The 21673-nt window shown below is 46.0% G+C and carries 6 protein-coding genes; all 6 read left to right on the forward strand.

Annotated features, from left to right (window positions below; genetic code table 11):
• The first annotated feature begins 21 nt into the window (after positions 1 to 21).
• Complete coding sequence (locus AB6805_RS32370; protein WP_370913565.1) at positions 22 to 8313, forward strand: amino acid adenylation domain-containing protein; 8292 nt, start codon at positions 22 to 24, stop codon at positions 8311 to 8313.
• Positions 8310 to 12938, forward strand: a complete 4629-nt coding sequence (locus AB6805_RS32375) for an amino acid adenylation domain-containing protein (RefSeq protein WP_370913566.1) — start codon at positions 8310 to 8312, stop codon at positions 12936 to 12938. The genes AB6805_RS32370 and AB6805_RS32375 overlap by 4 nt, the downstream gene beginning before the upstream one ends.
• 51 nt (positions 12939 to 12989) lie before the next feature.
• Positions 12990 to 14846 (forward strand): asparagine synthase (glutamine-hydrolyzing), encoded by a 1857-nt coding sequence (gene asnB, locus AB6805_RS32380; protein WP_370913567.1) that lies wholly within the window; start codon positions 12990 to 12992, stop codon positions 14844 to 14846.
• A 64-nt stretch (positions 14847 to 14910) separates the two neighbouring features.
• On the forward strand, positions 14911 to 15954 hold the full coding sequence (locus AB6805_RS32385; RefSeq protein WP_370913568.1) for a cupin-like domain-containing protein: 1044 nt from the start codon (positions 14911 to 14913) through the stop codon (positions 15952 to 15954).
• A gap of 277 nt (positions 15955 to 16231) precedes the next feature.
• Entirely contained in the window at positions 16232 to 19369 is a 3138-nt protein-coding gene (locus AB6805_RS32390) for an amino acid adenylation domain-containing protein (protein WP_370913569.1), read from the forward strand.
• A gap of 86 nt (positions 19370 to 19455) precedes the next feature.
• Positions 19456 to 21673 (forward strand): condensation domain-containing protein (locus tag AB6805_RS32395; protein WP_370913570.1); only part of this gene is annotated, 2218 nt, incomplete at its 3' end.

Genomic DNA, 21673 nt, shown 5'->3' on the forward strand with positions numbered 1-21673 from the left:
GGTAACAGCCGTATTGGTGAAGTGGTGGTGGAAGCCCGTGAAAAAGAAGACGACAAATACCTGGTGGCCTATTATACCGCGGAGGAAGAAATAAGCAGTACCGCATTGCACACTTACCTGTTGGAGAAAATACCGGACTACATGGTCCCTTCTTATTTTATCTACCTGGATCACTTCCCGCTAACCTCAAACGGAAAGCTTGACAAAGCAGCGTTACCCGTGCCGGGGGCTGGAAAACAGGATGCCGGTATTGCGCCTGAAACAGAAAGTGAGAAGATAATGCTGGATGCGTGGGAAGAAGTACTTGGTACGCGTGCCATCTCTTTAACAGATAATTTCTTTGCTATAGGAGGCGATTCCATCAAGGCAATAAGGCTGCTGCCTGCCATCAGGAAACGAGCCGCTACGGGTATCGGGTTAATTGACATATTTGAGTGTCCTACTATCTCCCTGTTGGCTAAACGATTGGAAACAAAGCAGCAGGAGCCGCTTGCCGTTGCTGCTGCCAGCCAGGTGATGCAGGAGCTGGATGAGCTGAATGCCAGGTTTATGGACCGTGAAAATGTAGCGGAAGTTTTCCCGATGAGTGATATCGAAAAAGGAATGATCTATCATTCTCTTTCTGCCAGTGAAGGCGCTTTGTATCATGATCAGAGTACATTCAATGTTCGCTATATCTCATTCAACGCAGATTTGTTTCAGCATGCCTTGCAGTTGATGGTCGAAAAGCATGGGGTGCTCCGGACTGCCTTCAATATGAGTGATGATGAAGTGCCGTTGCATGTTGTGTACAAACACATTGATGCAGCTATCCGTTTCTCTGATATTTCACACCTGGAGAAAAATGAGCAGCAATCCACTGTAATTGAATTTATGGCATCCGACAGGCAGGCGCCCTTCAATTATGAACAACCTCCTCTCTGGAGAATGAATATTTTCAGATTGTCTCCCGAAAATTACTTCCTGGTATGGGTATGTCACCATTCGATTATGGATGGATGGAGTGTTGCCTCATTCATGACGGAACTTAATAATACTTATCTGAAATTATTGGCGGATCGCTCATTCCGCCCGGCAGCCATCAACGTTTCCTATAAACATTATGTGATACAGGAACTGCTTGCCAAACGTAATAAGGCAATATCCCAGTACTGGCAGGAGGAATTGCATGACGTCGCCAAACAGGAACTGGCGGATACAGGGCATGTAAAACGGCACAGTGTAGGACAAGAACAGCAACGGCTTTCAGGCGAGCTATATGAAAGACTGACCTCCTTTTCCAGGGATAAAGGGATTGGTATAAAAACAATCCTGGTGTCGGCTTACCTGGCCGTCCTGAAGATGTTTACTTATAACGACGAGGTAATTGTAGGACTGGTATCCAGCAACCGGCCCGCGGAAGAAGGCGGGGACCAGGTACTGGGCTGCTTCCTGAATACCGTGCCTTACAGATTCAGGTTCCCCAATGAGCTTTCCTGGAACGGATTGCTGCAGCTGGTCGATAAAAAGATGATTGATGTTGGCAGGTATCAGCAGTTGTCATTATTTGACATACTTAAGCTCATTGACCGCGCAGGATTTAACGAAAACCCGCTATTTGATTCGATCTTCAATTACGTGGATTTCCATATTTACAATGAGGCCTTATACGAGACTGACAGGAATGTTCCCGCAGCGATATCCGCCGACCTGGATATCAAATCTTATGCAGTTACAAATACCGATCTCGATTTTAACATCAGTACCAGGAATGGGAATTTTGAAATCAGCATAAACTACTCGACACAGAAATTCAAACAAACTTTTATTCAACGGTTTATTCAATATTTTGAAAGCGCACTGAATAATATTGTAATGTCCCCTCAGGCACTGGTAATTACAGGCAACCTGATGAATCAAACAGAAATAGACCAGCTGCTGGTTGAGTTCAATGATTCCGCTATTGACATCGACCAGGAAGAAAATATTATTTCACTGTTCGAAAAACAGGTAGCAAAAACGCCGGATAATATTGCAGTCACATCTGGTAACATAGCCGTGACATACCTTGAATTAATGCACAAAGCCCGCCGGATCGGACTGTGCCTGAATAAAGAGCATGGTATTGGCGTAAATCACGTGGTAGGGGTACTGATGCAAAAATCAGAACGCCTGGTGTTTACTATCATGGGAATTTTACGGTCGGGCGCCTGCTATCTTCCGATTGATCCCAAAACGCCTGTTGAAAGGATCAGGTTTATGGCCAGGGATAGCGGAATGAAAGTACTGATCACTGATATTCCGGAAGAAGGTGTATATAGCATAACTGATACAAATATTTTGCGGTATGATGCACTGGAACAAAGCATAAAGGATGTTCCCGTGACCGGGACTTTCCCGCGGGCTTCTGCCGGCGACCTGTTTTACGTGATCTATACTTCGGGATCTACCGGAAACCCGAAAGGTGCCGCCATTAAAAATATTTCGTTCCTGAACCTGGTGAACTGGTATGTCAGGGCGCTGGATACAACCACATTGGATAACTTCCTGCTGATCGCCCCTATCGCCTTTGACCTCGCACAGAAGAACTTTTTCGCACCATTAGTAACGGGAGCAAGGTTGACTCTGGCAGAGGAGATACAGCATGATTATCTTAAAATGTCAGCTACAATAGCGGCTGAAAAAGTAACCGTGGTCAACTGTGCGCCTGCAGCCTTTTATCCTTTACTGGAAGAATGTGCTCCCAATAAATATGATCGCCTTAAACACATCAGATATGTTGTATTAGGAGGAGAGAATATCAATATGGGTGCTTTTGCCGGCTGGATAAAATCCGGCCACTTCCAGGCAAAGGTCATGAACTCCTACGGCCCTACCGAATGTACGGATGTAGTGTCCTACTATGTAGTGGAAGATTATGATGTACAGAAGAATCACATTATACCGATTGGAAAGCCGGTAGACAATACCCTGTTATACATACTGGATAGTCGTCAACAGCTGCAACCGCCTGGCGTAAAAGGAGAGATTTGTATTGCAGGTATCGGTGTGTCAAAAGGATACCTGAATAATAACGATCTGACCAACACGAAATTTTTACCTGATACTATCATCGGGTCGGGATTAATGTACAGAACAGGCGATTTTGGCGTATGGCTGCCTGATGGTAATATCGAGTTCCTGGGCAGAATAGACAACCAGATAAAGTTGCGTGGGTTCAGAATAGAATTGGGTGAAATCGAGAACCGCCTGCTGGAACACGAACAGGTTCAGGCAGCGGCGGTGATTATCAGGGAATTGAATGGAACAAAATCCCTGGTTGCGTATTACGTATCGGCTTCACCTGTTGCGGCAGCTTCATTGCGTGCTTTCCTGCAGCAACAGCTGCCGGATTATATGATTCCTGCCTTGTTTGTGCAACTGGAATCCATGCCTTTAACTCCGAACGGAAAAATAAACAGGCGTGGTTTGCCTGATCCTGAAGTGTCATCATCAGGAGCGTTTTTACCAGCCGTTACGCCGGAAGAGAAACTGCTGTCAGAAATATGGTTAAGTGTACTGGGCATCGCACAGGTAAGCGTTACCGACAACTTCTTTTCTTTGGGTGGCGATTCTATCAAATCTATACAAATAACCTCGCGTCTTCGTTCCGCAGGATATGAAACAACAATCAGGGATATCTTCGGCAGTCAGACTATCCGTGAGTTGTCGTTAAAACTGAGACGTTTGTCCGCTATCTCTTCTCAGGCAGCGGTATCGGGGGAGGTTGGGCTGACGCCAATCCAGCAATGGTTCTTTGATGGTCCGCTGGAACAAAAGCATCACTTTAACCAGTCGGTGGTGCTTCACTTCCCGGAGCAGCTGGCCGCAGACCGGGTGCTTAAAATATTCAGGAAGCTGACGGATCATCATGATGCATTGCGTATGGTGTTTGAAGAACAGGAAGGTACAGTGGTTCAGCGCAACCAGGGAACTGGTATGCCGGTATCACTGGAGGTGGTTGACCTGTATAAGAAAGATGACTGGCAGGCCGATTTCATATCACATTGTAATGCCCTTCAATCAGGTATCAACCTTGCCACGGGCCCGTTGTTAAAGCTTGGGCTGTTTCATGTACCGGACGGCAGCCGCCTGGTGTTGATTATTCATCACCTGGTCATCGATGGTGTTTCCTGGCGGATACTGTTTGAGGATATCGAAACATTGTATCGTCAGGCTGTACAGGGGGAGACACTATCACTACCGTTGAAGACAGATGCCTTCCAGCGATGGTCTGCTGCTTTGTTGTCGTACGCGGAAAGTGATGCCTTCCGGTCAGCCTGTATGCATTGGTTCCGGATTGATGAACAACCTGTCTTCCGTTTACCTAAAGATTATCCAGGTGCCCGGGGAATACAGGCCTTCATGCGTCGTGAGGTTTTTGCCTTAGACAGTAACGTTACCAGGAAGCTGATACACCATGTGCAACATATGCAGGTGAATGATATACTGTTAGCCGCCCTTTACCTGAGTATACGCAGGCAGTATGCGGCGCCGGTACTACGCATTGACATGGAAGGTCATGGACGCTCGGATATTGGTGGTACGGTGAATGTGAGCCGCACTATAGGCTGGTTTACGAGTATTTATCCTGTAGTACTAACCAGCGACAGCGATGACCTGGGTGTACTCATCCGCGATATCCGGGAAATACTCAGAAATGTCCCGAACGGAGGAATGGACTACCTGCTCATGCAGCAGCGCAGGTCAGGTCCGGAAGGGCAGGAGCAAGGCGCCGGAATTACGTTTAACTACCTGGGCCAGTTCGATAGTGATACTGCGGGCAGATCTTATAAGATCTCTCCGGATCCTCATGGCGAAACGATCTCGCCGGAAGATGTGCGATTGTATGATTGGGATATTGTTGCAATGATCAGCTCCGGCCAGCTACAGGTACAGCTGAACTATAGCACATCACAGTACCGTCCGGATACAATCAGCTCGTTCATGAATGTGTACAGGGAATGCTTAGGTGAGGTAATTGATTACTGCGGCTCCGGACAAAGGCTATTACTGTGTCCTTCCGATCTTACCTGCAAGGGCATCCCGGTGGATCTGCTGGATGAATTACAGAAACAGCAGGAGGTGGAAGATATTTATCCGCTGTCTCCCACGCAGGAAGGAATTCTGTTTCACTCGTTATTAAATCCTGGTGCAGAAGATTATCATGGTCAAACCGTCATTCATATTGAAGGGGAGCTGGATATTGCCGCGGTTGAATCGGCCATGAATGTGCTGGTAGCACGTTACGCCGTGCTACGGACACAGTTTTTACATGACCGGTATCATCGCCCGTTACAGGTTGTACTAAAAGAAAGGAAGATAGACTTCCATTATCACGACGTGCGGGATGAATGCCTGGAATCGGGCAGGGAGCAGGTACTGGAAGCCTACCGGAACCACGACAGGTTGAAACCTTTCCTGTTGCAGAAAGATATGCTGATGCGATTGACCGTACTCCAAACTGGTTACAGGAAGTATGAATTGATATGGAGTCACCATCATATACTGATGGATGGCTGGTGTATTGGTATTATCGTAAAAGACTTCAACGAAATTTATACGAAGCTGCAATTGAATGAATCCCTTATCAATGCTGCTGTTAAACCGTATTCCCGGTATATAGACTGGCTGGAGAGCAGGGATAGGAACGAATCCGCACACTACTGGAAAACTTACCTGGAAGGATACGATCTGCTGGCACGTTTACCTGAAAAAGAAATTCCGGCCGGTGAAGTGGTGCAGGGCAGTCACCTGATCAGTGAGTTAAAGCTGACACAGGAAGTAGTCGCATCACTGGCAAAGGTTTCAGCCGGATATGGCGTAACAATTAATACCATTATAAGAGTGGCATGGGGTATCCTGCTTGCCCGCTTTAACAATGTGAAAGATGTTGTTTATGGCGCGGTGGTTTCAGGCCGCCCTGCGGAGATTGAAGGGGTGGAAACCATGGTTGGATTATTTATTAATACAGTCCCTGTCAGGCTTAAATTAGACCAGGACTGCAGTTTGAGCGAATTGCTGAAGGTAGCGCAGGAGGATGACCTCCGGAGCGAGCAGTATCACTACCATTCTTTATCAGAGCTTCAGTCTTTCAGTAAGTTGGGCAGGAAACTGATAGATCATATCATGGTATTTGAGAACTACCCTGTTGCCAGGCAGCTGGAAGATATGTCAGCTGCAGAGAAGGACGGGAAAGGCTTTGATATCATCTCTGCGGCTTATAATGTCAAAACCAATTATGACCTTATTGTACGCATACTGCCGCAAAATGACTTTACCATACAACTCGATTTTAATCAGCGCAGGTACGATCAGGCTACTATTGACCAGGTGCTCAGTGGGATGAAGCATATTATTCACAGTATCGCCACCCGTCCGTTGTCCGCTTTGAGCAGTATCAGTGTGTTCGATGAGGCGGCTGATGCCACGATGAAAGCAACGTTTTCAGCTGACATTGAAGTAGCGCATGGCAGGATGACCATACAGGAACGACTCCACACATCATTCCGTCAACATGCCCTGAACGATGCGGTAGTATATAAAGGCATTACGCATTCCTATGCGGAAATGGAATCAACCATCAACAGAATCGCCAATACTATTTCATCGTTGAGGTTAGCGCCCGGTTCATTTGTGGGTGTTTTTTGCAGAAACAAATACCTGCAGGTATGTTCGATGGTAGCACTCTTAAAAGCCAGGCTGGCATTTGTACCACTGGACCCGGCTTTGCCGGATCATCGGCTGGCTGCAATGGTGAACAGTGTGCAAATGAAATTGATCCTCACTGATCAGGAATCAGCGGTGGTAGCGCAGTTATCTTTTGCCGGCCGGTCTGAATGGCTATCTGTTACCGGAGAGGAAGCTGAGCGTGCTTCTTCACTGTTTGAGCGGGCAAACGATTATACAACAGAGGATATTATATATGCTTACTTTACCTCCGGCACAACCGGCACCCCTAAAGGAGTGGCGGGCAGGAACGGAAGCCTTTCGCATTTCATCGGTTGGGAAATCAGTACATTGAAAGTAGAGCAGTCCTGCAGGATCAGTCAGTTTACCAGCCCGGGATTCGATGCATCTATGAGAGATATTTTCGTGGCACTTTGTGCCGGCGGTACGCTTTGTATCCCGGATGAAGACATCTTTGCCGACGGAGATAGCCTCATTGCCTGGATAGAGCGGGAGCGGATAAACCTGATTCATTGTGTCCCCAGTCTTTTTAAACTGATCAGAACAGGCGATCTGTCCGGACCGGTTTTCCACCGGCTGAAATGGATATTGCTGGCTGGCGAAAAGATTTTGCCTTATGAGTTGAGTGACTGGTATGCCAGGTTCGGAGACAGTATTCAGCTGGTTAATCTCTATGGTGCTACAGAAACAACATTGGTAAAAGGATTTTATTTCATCAAACCGGCAGACCACCTCGCGTCCTTCATACCTGTAACAGCTATGCCGGGAGCCCAGTTCATGGTATTGGACGATACATTGAACGCTTGTCCGGAGAAAGTAAGGGGAGAAGTATATATACGTACACCATATAGAACCGCCGGCTACCTCGTGGATGCCGGGATATACAATGCCCTGTTTATACAGAATCCGTTTGCTGTAAACAACAATGACCTGATATACAGAACAGGGGATATTGGCCGCCTGCATGAAGATGGCAAACTTGAAATTCTGGGTCGTACAGACCAACAGATTAAAATACGCGGTATACGTATTGAGCCGGATGACCTGAAACATAATATGCTCCGGTATGATGGCATAACGGATGCAGTGGTTATGGTGAGAAGCGACAATGGTGCAGCGCCTTTTTTATGTGCGTATTATGTTGCCGGACAGGAAACGGATAAATCAGACCTGAGAAAATATTTAAGCACCCTATTGCCGGGATATATGCTCCCAACGTACCTGGTTCAACTGGATCAGTTGCCCCTGTCTTCCAACGGAAAGGTGGACCGCAATGCACTGCCTCCTCCGGAAATACAACAAACAATGGATTTTGCAGCGCCTGCAGATGACCTGGAAAGAGCACTGGTCATCATCTGGGCAGAAGTGCTGAAACTGGATGAGCAACAGATAGGGGTAAGAACAAGCTTTTTTGAGCTTGGAGGACATTCATTGAAAGCAATTACCATGTTAAACAGGTTGAATAAAACTTTTGGAGTACGGATTACGCTAAAAGAAGTTTTTGTAAGACAGACCATAGCAGAGCTTGCATCTTATATTGCCACCATACTGCCGGCTGAACATGCGTTCGAAGGCGATGATGACGTAATTGAAATATCGTTATGAGAATAGATGAGTACATCACCCGGTTAAGAAAAGAGAATAACATTGTAATTTCTGTTGCTGATAACGATGTAAAAGTTCGCGGCGATAAGGCGGCCCTTACACAGGAAATTATTGCATCTATCAGGCGCCGGAAACCGGAGATACTTGACTTTTTCAGTTCAGTAAGTCCAAGTGAGCTGGCCCCTCCTGTTCGCATAACGTCCGGCACCGGCAGTTACCGGTTGTCGGCTGTTCAGAAGCGGCTTTATTTTCTCCATGAAATGAACAGGACGTCTCTCGCTTATAATATGCCGCAGGGCGTAAGGATTATAGGTGCATTAGATGTGCTGAAGCTGGAGAATAGCTTCAGGCAGCTGATCGGCAGGCATGAAGCTTTACGGACACAATTTGAAGTGGTGGATGGAGAAATAGTGCAAAGCGTGCTGGCAGCACCCGCTTTTTCCATCGAACGCTATAAGCAGGAGCACAACGATATGCAAGCAAAGGTACAGGGATTTATCCGGCCCTTCGACCTGAAGCACGCTCCTCTTATCAGGGTGGGGCTTTTTGAATCTGACGTGGAAAAAATACTGATTGTAGATATTCATCACATCATTTCCGATGGAATATCCAACAGTGTGCTTATGCAGGAATTCCTTTCCCTGTATAATGATCAGCCGCTGCCCGGGGTAAGATTGCAGTATAAAGATTATGCGGAATGGCAGCAGGATAAGATAAAGGAAGCGCAAATACAGCAGCAGCGGGCATTCTGGATGAACAAATTTTCGCCTGTTCCCCCGGTGATCGATCTGCCATACAATTTTTCAAGACCGCTTCATAAGACCTATAAAGGAAGCGCAGTTATTTTTCAGCTAGCTGAACTTCAGTCGGCCAGGCTGAGGAGTATGGCCAGGGAGGAGCGTACTACTATATTCATGCTGTTACTGGCTGTGTATAATATCCTGCTCAGTAAACTGACGAACCAGGAAGATATCGTAGTGGGTACCCCAACTTCCGGTAGGTTTCATGAAGACGTGGAAAGAACAATAGGCCCCTTTGTCAATACAATTGCCTTGAGAAACTTTCCCCGTGCGGATCGCTCTTTCCGGGACTTCCTGCAGGAGATAAAATCAACTGCAATTGAGGCTTTCGATCACCAGGACTGGGATTATGAAATGCTGGTAAGAGACCTGGAGATAGATAGAAGCAGCGGCCGTAATCCCCTGTTTGATGTTTTTATGGCAGTGCAGAACTTTGAACAACAGGAGTTTTCACTGCCGGGGATGAAATTGTCGAGGCTGAAAGCAACAAAGGAAATTTCCAAATTCGACCTCTCTCTGTTAGTGACAGAACACCAGTCTGTATTTACTTTTGAGTTTGAGTATGCGGCGGATTTATTTGAAAGGCAGACGATTGAAAGATGGGCAGGCTATTTTCAGCAGATAATCAATGAGGTAGTCAATAATGTCAACATCAGCCTGGCAAATATTGAAATGGTTCCCCCCGATGAGCAGCAGCTGCTGCTTCACCGGTTTAATGATACTACCACAGCCTACCCCAATAAAACCATTACCGCGGTATTTGATGAGCAGGTGAAAAAGACGCCGGATAATATTGCGCTTCGTTTTCATAACGGGAGCAATACTTACCTGGAACTCCAGGAAAGGGTTGACAAAACAGCCCGTTACCTGAGTGAAGTAAAAGGCCTGAAGAGAGGAGAGCTGGTTGGAGTAATGATGGATCGCAATGAGTGGCTGATACCGGCTGTATTTGGTATCCTTAAAGCCGGTGGGGTGTATGTACCGGTTGATCCCGGTCATCCTGCGCAAAGGGTAAAGTCTGTTTTACAGGACGCAGGTATTCGCATAGTATTGGCTCGGAATCCTTCCGGCGACATGCAATGCAGCAATGATTACCAGTTGCTGGATCTGAACAGGGTGATTCCTGAAATACTTTCACAGCCGGCCGGATTTGAAAATGCGGGGGTATCAGGTCAGGATCTTGCCTATATTATATTTACATCCGGTTCCACCGGAAAACCCAAAGGGGTGATGATTGAACATCATTCGGTTATCAACCGCCTATATTGGATGCAAAAGGAATACCCGCTGCGGGAAGAGAGTGTGCTGCTACAGAAAACGCCGCTGGTATTTGATGTTTCCGTTTGGGAACTCTTCTGGTGGGCATTTACCGGTGCTTCGCTTTGCCTGCTGGAACCGGGAGCAGAAAAGGACCCCGCGAAAATAGTTGCCGCCATATCCGAAAATAGCGTGACAACCATACACTTTGTTCCATCTATGTTGAGTGCCTTTCTCCCGGTGCTGGATGCCTCATTCGATTTTACCCGCCTGCATACGCTGAAACAGGTATTTTCAAGTGGGGAGGAGTTGAAGGCTGAACATGTTGCCATGTTCCGGGAATCTTTATTCAGGAATTGTGGCAGCTCGCTGATTAATTTATATGGTCCTACAGAAGCAACGGTAGACGTTACGCACTACAACTGCACGATGGAGGAAACCTCGAAGCCCGTGCCGATAGGTAAGCCCATTGATAACACCAGGCTATATATACTCAGTGCAAATGGTAAACCTGTACCGGTAGGAGTTGCCGGTGAACTGCACATAGCGGGTGCTGGACTGGCCAGGGGATACCTGAATAATCCGGAGTTGACAGATTCAAAATTTATACAGCACCCTGTTATAAAAGGGGAAAGAATTTACAAAACAGGAGACCTTGCAAGATGGACGCCCGATGGTAATGTGGAGTTTTTGTGCAGGATCGATAACCAGGTAAAGGTTAGGGGGATCAGGATAGAACCCGGGGAAATAGAAAATCAACTGCTTTTGCCGGGTATATTGAAAGAGGTAGCGGTGACCGTAAAAGAAAGAGGAAACGACAAAATCCTGGTAGCTTATTATACTGCGGGAGATCAGATCAATGAAAACCAGTTAAGAGACTTTTTGAAAGGACAGTTACCCGGTTATATGATTCCGGGGGCTTTCGTACAGCTGGAACAGATGCCGCTGACAGCCAGCGGCAAACTGGACAGGAAGGCTTTGCCGGATCCTGAATTCCTGCCATCAGAAAGTTATACGCCGCCCGCGAATGCAATGGAAGAAAAAATGATCGCAGTTTGGGCGGATGTTTTGCACCTGGAGAAAAATAATGTTGGGGTGGAAGACAACTTCTTCGCTATCGGCGGACACTCTATTATCGCTCATCGCCTGATTAACGCCATTAACAGTACATTTTCTTCGGTAGTTACTTTAAGGGATATTTTCGAACATCCTACCGTAAGAGCGCTTACCGGTCTTATGGAGAACCATCATAAAAATCTCCTGCCTGCTTTTATAAGAGCCAGTGAAGCACCTTTTTACCCGGCTTCTGCGGCGCAGCGCCGGCTGTATTATGAACAGGTGTCCCAAAGAGACAACCTCGCTTATAACATCAACAGTGCCTACAAGCTGGAAGGGGAAGTAGATCCTGACAACTTACAGCAGACATTTGAATACCTGATCCGGCGACATGAGGCATTGAGAACCTGTTTGTTTATTGCAGGTGATACAGTGGTTCAACAAGTGGAAGAAGCGGTAACGTTCAGGATTTCCAGGCTGGACGCCGGGAAATATAACGATGCAGCCGCCGCGTTGGCTGATTTTGTGAAACCACATGATTTGTCCATCCCTCCGCTGCTAAGAGTAGGTCTGTTACAGGACGAAAGACTCGGGAATATTTTGTTGATTGACATACATCATATTGTGTGTGATGGCATTTCGCTTAACATTTTGATGAATGAATTTAAGTTGGCGTATAAGGGTGAAGAACTGAAACAGCTTCCCTACAGGTATATCGACTATGCAGTATGGCAGCACGCTGATAGTGGTGCATATACTGCTCAAAGGGAATTCTGGAGGAGGCAGTTGTCTGGCGAGCTGCGTGCTCCCGACCTGCCGGTGATGATGAACAGGGATAAAGGGACTGTTTACACCGCCGCCAGCAGCGAGCTGGTAATTGATCGCGAACTTTATGCCCGGATCAGGGAATTTACCGCCAGTGCAAACGTATCGGAATTTATGTTCCTGCTCTCCGTGTATTATATCCTGTTAGCCAGGGTGTCGGGTAATACCGATATCATAGTCGGGTCTGATACCATCGGCAGGAACAGGCCTGAGTTCCGCGATATAGTCGGCACATTTGTAAATGAGCTGCCGCTGCGAGTGCAGGTAGAAAGGGAACTGCCCTATGACGGGTTTCTGGCAGCAGTGAAAGATTGCGTTTTAGATGCATTTGATAACCAGGATTTTCAATTTGATGAGATGTTGTCGCTGATAAAAAGAGATAAACATGAAAAGCTTATTCATATTCATTTTTCCTATGCAAACTTTCTTGACAATGAAGTGGAGCTGGATCAGCTGACATTCACTACAATAGACACGAGAAAGGAACGGAAACTAACCCAGTACGAACTCAAAGCGGAAGTATACCCGGGTAAAGGAGAAGGCATTCGCATTGCATTTGTATACAGCAGTGAGTTGTATGAACATGCCACTATTCAAATATTTATGCGGTACTACCAGAACATCCTGGTGAATGTGCTCAATAATCCCCATGGTCGTATCCTGGATATAAATATGAAAAAACCCTGAACGTACCTGTTGCCATTTCTATATAACTCACAAAATTTAATTCTTTAGCAAATGTGTGGTATCTGCGGATTTATAAATTTTAAACGCCCGGCTTCCGGAAATGATCAGGCCATTGTTCAGCACATGAATGCGCAGTTGATCCACAGGGGGCCGGATGCACAGGACACGCTGGTGTCCGGAAACCTTGCCTTTGGATTTAGCCGGTTAAGTATTATCGGATTGGAAAACGGGATGCAGCCCATTCACAATGAGGACAACTCTGTTGTACTTATATGCAATGGGGAGATATTCAATTACATTGAAATCAGGAAGGAATTGATCGGGAAAGGACACCGCTTTGCCACTGGTTCCGATGTGGAGGTGATCGTTCATTTGTATGAGGAATACGGCATGGGATTTCTGAATATGCTCAATGGACAGTTTGCTTTTGCACTTTATGACAAGAAGTCCGGCTCGCTGTTCTGTGCCAGGGATCATATGGGTATTATTCCCTTCTTTTATACAAAAACGGGTGACAGTTTCATTTTCGGATCGGAGATAAAAGCCATTTTAAAACATCCGGATGCTCCCCGCCAGGTGGATTTTGTAGGGCTTGACCAGGTATTGACGTTTGCGGGATTAATCAGCCCCAGAACTATGTTCCGGGATATTTACAGCCTGGAGAACGGACACTACCTGGAAATCAGTGCCAGCGGAAGTTTGACAAAACACGAATACTGGGACCTTGTTTATCCTGAACAGCATGCAGACATCCCGGTTCAGCATGAAGCATGGTATATTGACCAGCTGGAGTCGCTGTTTGAGGCTTCCTTAAAATTGCGTTTGCGCTCTGATGTTCCTGTTGGGCTCTATCTCAGCGGGGGATTGGATTCTTCCATGATCCTGATGAAGATGCGACACCTGCAGCCTGCTATGCACATAGATGCGTTTTCAATAGATTTCGTGGAATCCGGATTGTCAGAGTCAATGTACCAGCGGTTGGTAGCGGATCGTGCCAATGCCCGGCTGAGCCAGAAGACTTTTTTTTATGATGACATAAGCCTGCGCCTGAAACATGCAGTGTATCATTGTGAATGTCCTGTAAAGGAAACCTATAATACAGCTTCGCTTTCCTTATCTGAGGCTGCGGGTGGGGCAGGGGTCAAGGTCATATTATCCGGTGAGGGCTCGGATGAATTGTTTGCCGGCTACGTGGGTTACCGTTTTGATAAAATGAGGCATGAGAACGGCGGCGGAAGCCCGGCTACGATGGCGGAAGAGCGCCTGCGGCATCATGTCTGGAATGACAGCAGTTTTTTTTACGAGCGTGATTTTCTCCAGTTTAACAAGGTAAAGAAACAATTATATTCCGAAGAACTCAGGGCCATTTTTGACGACATTGACTGCCTTCAGCATCCTGTTGTGAATACAGACCGGATCAGGAACAGGGATGTGCTGCATAAAAGGGCCTACATAGATTATAAACTGCGGCTGGTGGATCATCTGATCTCAGATCACGGAGACAGGATGGCGCTCGCGAATTCAGTGGAAGTAAGATATCCGTTCCTGGACAAAGACCTGGTGGAGTTTTCTACCAGGATACCCGCTCAATTGAAATTAAAGGATTACACGGAAAAATATATACTGAAGAAAATGGCGGAACGGTTTGTTCCGCAAAAGGTGGTGGACCGGGAGAAGTTTGGTTTTGTGGCGCCCGGAAGTCCCTACCTGATACAACGGAATATCGCGTATATCAATGAATTGTTGTCTTTTGAAACAATTAAGAGACAAGGCGTTTTTGATCCGGCAGAAGTGCAGCGGCTTGTCGATATTTACAAACAACCAGGTTTTTATATCAATGCGCCATTTGAAGATGATTTGTTAATGACCGTCATCTCATTTGGTATTTTGCATGATTTATATTTTTAGTGTCAGTCCGGCTTTAAGTGGACTATCGAATCGCCTGTTCATCACCATCAAAATATATAATGCTATGAATATCGCAGGAAACATCGACACCGTCAGCGCTTTATCTGACGCAGATTTTAATACATTCTACTATAACAGGAAGCCGGTAGTAATCAAAGGCGGCCTGGAAGGTACCACCTGCTTCAGTAAATGGTCGGTTGATTATCTGAAGGAAAAGATCGGATCAACCACGGTGCGGGTGGCCTATACGGAGAAGGGTAGTTATAACTATGCTATCAGGGAAGTTAAGTGGATCGGCGGCCCTTTCGATGAAGTATCCGATTTATTCGCCTTGCCAGCCAGCAAGGGAACCTCTTATTACCTGGCGCAGTTATCAATACCGGGATTCTTCCCAATGTTGATGGATGATCTTGAAATACCTGCATTCATCCGGGACGGAGACATCCTGGATAAGGTAAATTTATGGATGGGCGGGGCCGGTTGCGATTCAGGACTGCACTATGATAACAGTCATAATTTCTTTTACCAGGTATGCGGAAGAAAAGACATGGTGTTATTTTCCCCGGAAGATACACCGTTATTGTATCCCAGTCAGTTGCCGGGTAAATGGCATATGAGTGAAGTGGAACTGCACGATGCAGATGTAGAACAATTTCCGCTTTTTTTACAGGCGCAGCCTTATCATTGCATTGTTGAGCCGGGTGACATTATTTATATACCCACAGGCTGGTGGCACAATGTGTTGTCGCTTGATATGTCCGTCAGCGTTAATTTCTGGTGGCACCGGTTTGACATTCCTATTGGAAAGGGCATTGATATGTTTAGTGTTCCGGAGTTGTCATCTTTTCTGCAACGCTTCCTGCAGAAAGGGGTGGATATAGATCAACCTGATGCTGAGGGCGAATCATTGTTGATGCGCGCAGTAGATAAAGGGCATGTGAATTTCGTTGATGCCCTGCTTCGTAACGGCGCCAGCCTGGCGTCTGTGAACCGTAAAGGAGAGTCCCCTGTTGAATGTGCGCAGAAGAACGGGCGCAGGGATATCGCAGTGCTATTACTGAAACATGCTGAGCAGGAAGCGAATATAAAAAAATTAGAAAAGCATTAAAATATTTTCGAAAACCTGAAGTAAATAATTATATTGTGAGAAGATAGGCAAATAATTTTCATGAAGCCCTCATTTTTGTTTTGTTGTTAACTGTAACTTGTGACAACCTTTAGCGAAGCTATATTTGCCTGAATATTCAACTGAAACCTTATTACTTTTTAACCCGGGACTATGCCAGGCCAACCTGCCTGAAGCTGTCGCACACACTTCTCTTTACAGACGCAACATACTGTGTTGCTGAAAGTTTGTAAATCTGTTTTCCCATAATAATTTTATCATGATTCTACAAGCGGAATTAAACAAAAGTCTGCGTGCCCATGCAGGCAAAATTGCGATTGAAGTAGACGAGGAGAAAATATCATACTCCAGGTTGTTATCCATCTCTGATAAAATCTCCGGTTTTTTTATACAGCAGGCGTGCCCGGCTGACACCATCGTTGCGGTAATAACCGACAACAGGCTGTTGAATATTTATGCCATGATAGGCATATTCAATGCCAGATGCGTGTATGTTCCTATCGACGCATCGCTTCCCCAGAAAAGAATGCAGGCCGTCCTGGATGAGCTGCAACCTGCTTTTCTGATCACCTCCACCACAGACAACATCGCTGCCACGTCCGGCAATTATTGTTCCGCCCGGGTTATCCTTGCAGAGGAACTGCTGGAATCCACTGCGGACAATATTGAGCAGCCATTGAACTACCCGGCTTTTCAGGAAAATGACAGCCTGTATGTATACTTTACCTCCGGCTCTTCCGGGATACCTAAAGGCATTGTTGGCAGGAACAGCAGCCTGATACAATTTTTGCAGTGGGAAACGGGCGCGTTCCAGGTTACCGCAGGCAGCAGGTTCAGTCAATTCATCAGTCCCTACTTCGATGCATATCTCCGGGATATTCTTGCGCCGCTGCTAACGGGTGGTACTATCTGCATTCCGCCTCCTAAACAGGACATTTCATTGCCGGAACAAATGGTTGCCTGGGTAAATGATGCTGGTATACAGTATATTCATTGCGTACCCAGTTTGTTCAGGATAATCAGTTCAGCGGCATTATCACCGGATCTTTTCCGGCACCTGAAATATTGTTTGCTGTCGGGAGAAAGAATTAACCCATTGGAACTGCGGGGATGGTATGAGGTGTTTGGCGCCCGCATCCAACTGGTGAATCTGTATGGTCCAACAGAAGCCACCATGATAAAATCCTGCTACCGGATTACGCCGGAAGATGTAAACGCTGCAAGGATTTCAGTGGGTACTGCTATGGATGGTGCAGCCCTGTTGATCCTGGATGAGAACCTGGAATCCTGCGATCCGCTCATAGTGGGCGATCTGTACATTGCTTCTGCTTATCTCACAAAAGGATACCTGAATAATCCGGAGCTGACTGCACAGAAATTCCTGACTTTCAGGTCTGCTGCCGGAGACGAAACAGCCGTCTATAAAACAGGAGACAGGGCACGGTGGATGCCTGATGGAAATGTAGACCTGATTGGCCGGGAAGACCGCCAGGTGAAAATAAGAGGAATCAGGATTGAACTGGATGAGATTGAGTATATGCTTCTGAAAAGCCCTTTTATAAAGGAGGCAGTAGTGACAAAGCATGCAGGAGAAAATATTGACGATGCACTGGTGGCCTATATCACCAGGAAGAATTTTCAGGAAGATGCACAACAGCTCTCTGACGCCGCCATGAAACATTTGCAGGAGCTGATTCCCGCATCCATGCTGCCTGCATCCATTGTAGAAATAAGTGAGCTTCCGTTGCTGCGCAACGGAAAGGTAGACTACCAGACGTTGCAAAGTAAAATAGTAGCCCGGGAAATTTCCGTCCCGGAGAATGAACTGGAAGAAAAAATACTGGAGATATGGAAAGATATTTTAGCAGATAAATCGATATCTGTTAATGAAAATTTTTACCGCATCGGGGGGAATTCATTAAGCATAATGAGATTATCATCCAGGCTCTTCAAAGAGTTTGGTGTCCGGGTTTCTTTAAGTGAGCTGTTTGAAAATCTTACGATAAAGAAACAGGCAGCCCTTGTTGGTTCAATGATGAAGGATGATGTATTTATTATACCCAAAGCAGATGTAAAGCCGGCCTATCATGCCTCTGCCGCCCAACGGCGTGTTTATGCCAGTTATCAGCTGGATAGAAAAGTGACGTCCTATAATCTTCCTATGGCCTGGGATGTTTCCCAATCATTCGACCAGGACAGAATTGAACAGGCGCTGCACGCACTTGTGAAAAGACATGAAGGCCTGAGAACCGAATTCCACATCAGGGATGGGGAACTCTATCAGCATCTTCATGATAAAGTAGATTTCTCCCTGGAGCATATTACCACATCTGCTCCTGATCTCCATAATATTATTTCTAAACTTATACATCCATTTGAACTGGATAAAGCCCCTCTTTTCCGCTGCACACTCATTCACCAGGAAGGCGGCCGGAAAATACTGGTAATAGATTGTCATCACATCATCTGTGATGGCATCTCAAAGAAAATTCTTCACCACGACTTTTTGAACACCTATTACGGTAAGCACCTACCCGGACTGGAAATACAGTATAAGGACTATTCTGAGTGGGAGCATAAATTCCGGCTTACGGAAGAATACCTTTCGCACAGGGAGTTTTGGCTGAAGACATTTGAAGACGGTGTACCGAGGCTTACGCTTCCGGTAACAAAAGAAATCATCGATGGGGTATCTCATCACGGAGGGAATGTTACGCTCAAAATTGATAACCACCTTTTAAAGCCGTTTACTGATTTTCTGAAAGAACAACATGTAACCGCATTCTCCGGCTTTTTTACTGTATATTTTTTGTTTCTATCCCAGCTTTCCGGGCAGGAAGACATCGTTGTGGGAACGGCTGCTTCCGGCAGGATGCAGGAGGAAACAGAAAATGTGGTGGGCATGTTCGTGAAGATGTTGCCGGTCCGCTACCAGATAAATCCGTATACCCCGTTTAAAGATGCAGTCGCTGAATTACATAACTATATGCTGCAAGCCAACAGCCGGCAGATATACGACCTGGGAGATATTGTAAGAGAGCTGAATAATAACAGGACCAATCCTGTTAAAAGCCTTTTTGATGTGGCTTTCGTTTTCCAGAACTTTGAGGACAGAAAGGACCGGCAGCAAGACGGGTTTATTATATACCCGTTTGAAAACAACAGCTCCAAATATCCATTGACACTATATGTATATGACAGCGATCAGTCATTTACTTTCCGTTTCGAATATTCTTCCGACTATTTTACAAGACCCGATATAATATTGCTGGCCCAACAGTTCAAAGCATTGCTGGAGAACGTGGTGGGCAGGCTGGATGAAGATCTTGCCACTATCATTCAAAGCTCGGATCAGGCAATAGACCTGATGGAGGATGATATCTCCTTCAACTTTTAACCCGTACTTCCTCTCTTTTTGCCGCAGTTTATCCTGGCTGCAATGTCCTTTACCCTAAAATGTATCTGGCCATGTCTGAAAATTATATGCTAAATATTAAAGCTTTAGAGTCCAACAAAAATATATCTGCCAGGAATTACTGGAAACAGCGATTAAAGAACTTCAGGGCTGAAAACTACTTCGATGGCGCAACCGACGATCAGCAGCTGCCTTCAGGGAATACCTATGGGGTTTATACAGTGGAAATACCCCGGCATGTCAGCGGGAACCTGAACGGTATTGCCTCGTCAGATAAAGCGAAGCATATTGTGCTGTTGTCTGCGCTGTCGGTACTGATACAAAAATATTCATCAACCAGCAAAGTATTGCTGTTCACCCATACTTATTCCGAAGAAGAGAAACAGGATGCAGGAAAAGGCATCATACCCGTAGGTATTGACATTGCTCCCGACACCGATTTTAGCACGTTGGTCAACGCTGTTAAGGAAAATTTATTCAGTGATTTCCGGCACGCCAGGTATCCGCTGGAAAGAATCCTGGCGGGTAGTCCGGCTATCAAACGCATATCAGGTGTAGGTTTGGGCATGAAAGGGATTGCTTTACCAATCGATGTCAATGGCTGCTCACTGGATCTTTATTTTTCTTTTCATGCAGAAGAGGACCAGAAGCTGGATGTCTGGTATCATCATAGCAGGTTCACTTACAACTTTGTTCAGAATATCACGGCTGTTTTTTTGAGCCTGCTTTCCAGGATTACACAGAACAGTAGGAATTCCCTGCAAAATATCCCGCTGCTCACTGAACAGGAGCGGCTGCAGGTATTCGATGAATTGACGGTGTCCGGCAATCATACTTCCCAGGCAGAGTCGGTCCTGGTACGCACCTCTTATCACCAGGAAAGATTATGGTTTATTGATAAATTCGAGAAGGACTACCTGTACAATGGAAGCCCCGTTTATCACAATATTCCTTTGGAGATTGACCTGAAAGGAACGTTGAATGTTGAATGGCTGGAAGAAAGTATCAATAGCGTAATAAGACATTATTCCGCACTCCGTACCTGTTTTGTTGAGGTGAAAGACATCATCTTCCAGCAACCTGTAAATGATGCCGGTATACAGCTGGAAAAAAGGGCCCACTGGCACAAAGACAGCTCCCTGGAAGCTGCAATTATGTCGGAGAGAGACAAGCCTTTTGATCCTGCCAAACCGCCGGTAAGGGCCGTGCTGTTTGAAACAGACACAGATAGCTGTAAGCTGCTGCTCATTTTTCATCACCTGGTGGTGGACAGGCACACTACTTTAAAGATAACACGGGATATTTTAGAAAACTACCGCAGAAGATCACAGGGGGAACTTTTCCTGGAAGAAACAGAAAGACTGCGTTATGTACAGTTTTCGGAATGGCAACGGGGACCCTTATCTAAATTGTATTTTTATCTTTTCCCTTACTGGAAACAACGGTTGGGAACAAGACTTAAAGCGCTGGAGTTACCAACAGATCGTCCACGGTCTGCCGTGCATATTTATAAAGGTGCGGCAATTGATGTTAGTTTATCCCGGCACATTTCTTCCCAGGTGATGCGTTATGCAGAGCAACGGCTTATTTCACCCCGGCTGATCTTAATGGCGGCTTTTAAAATCTTACTCTATAAATATGTTCAACACGAAGAAATTGTTATTGGTACCAGTACAGATAACAGAAGCAGTGGCGCATTACAGGACGTGGCAGGACCGTTGGCCAATCTGCTGCCTGTACGTAGCCGGATATTCCCCTCAGATAGTTTCCAGGAATACCTGACAAGGCTTAACAACCAGTTTAATGCGGATCTTTCGCATAGCGATATCCCTTTTGATAAGCTGGTAAGTTATCTCGCTCCTGAAAAAGATATGAGCAGAACAGCATTGTTTGACGTGCTGTTCCAGTATGAAAATAAATCTTACGAAATTCCCCGGATTGACGATCTGCATATTGATTTATACGAGAGCAACTATGGATATGGTAAGTATGACCTCAGTCTCTTGCTGCTTCAATCGGAAGATGGAATTGAAGGTAAGATGCTGTATAACTCGGAATACTTCGACCAGGCTTCTGTTGGGTTAATGATGCAACGCTTCTCCAGGTTGTTGGATTGTTTGCTCCTGCAACCTTCGCTGCAATTATGGGAAATAGATATCCTGGATGATGCAGAAAAGCAGGGATTACTGGATAGCCTGGACTATACCAGCAGCCACTATCCTGAAGATAAAACGATACTTGACCTGTTTGAAGAACAGGTAACAAAGTGGCCTGGGAATACAGCCG

Origin of the sequence: Chitinophaga sp. RCC_12, from assembly GCF_041360695.1 — a bacterium.
GTDB lineage: Bacteria > Bacteroidota > Bacteroidia > Chitinophagales > Chitinophagaceae > Chitinophaga.

What these genes read in the sequence shown, in the direction of transcription:
- AB6805_RS32375 (WP_370913566.1), top strand. Translation starts at nt 8,310, where the DNA reads ATGAGAATAGATGAGTACATCACCCGGTTAAGAAAAGAGAATAACATT.
- asnB (WP_370913567.1), top strand. Translation starts at nt 12,990, where the DNA reads ATGTGTGGTATCTGCGGATTTATAAATTTTAAACGCCCGGCTTCCGGA.
- AB6805_RS32385 (WP_370913568.1), top strand. Translation starts at nt 14,911, where the DNA reads ATGAATATCGCAGGAAACATCGACACCGTCAGCGCTTTATCTGACGCA.
- AB6805_RS32390 (WP_370913569.1), top strand. Translation starts at nt 16,232, where the DNA reads ATGATTCTACAAGCGGAATTAAACAAAAGTCTGCGTGCCCATGCAGGC.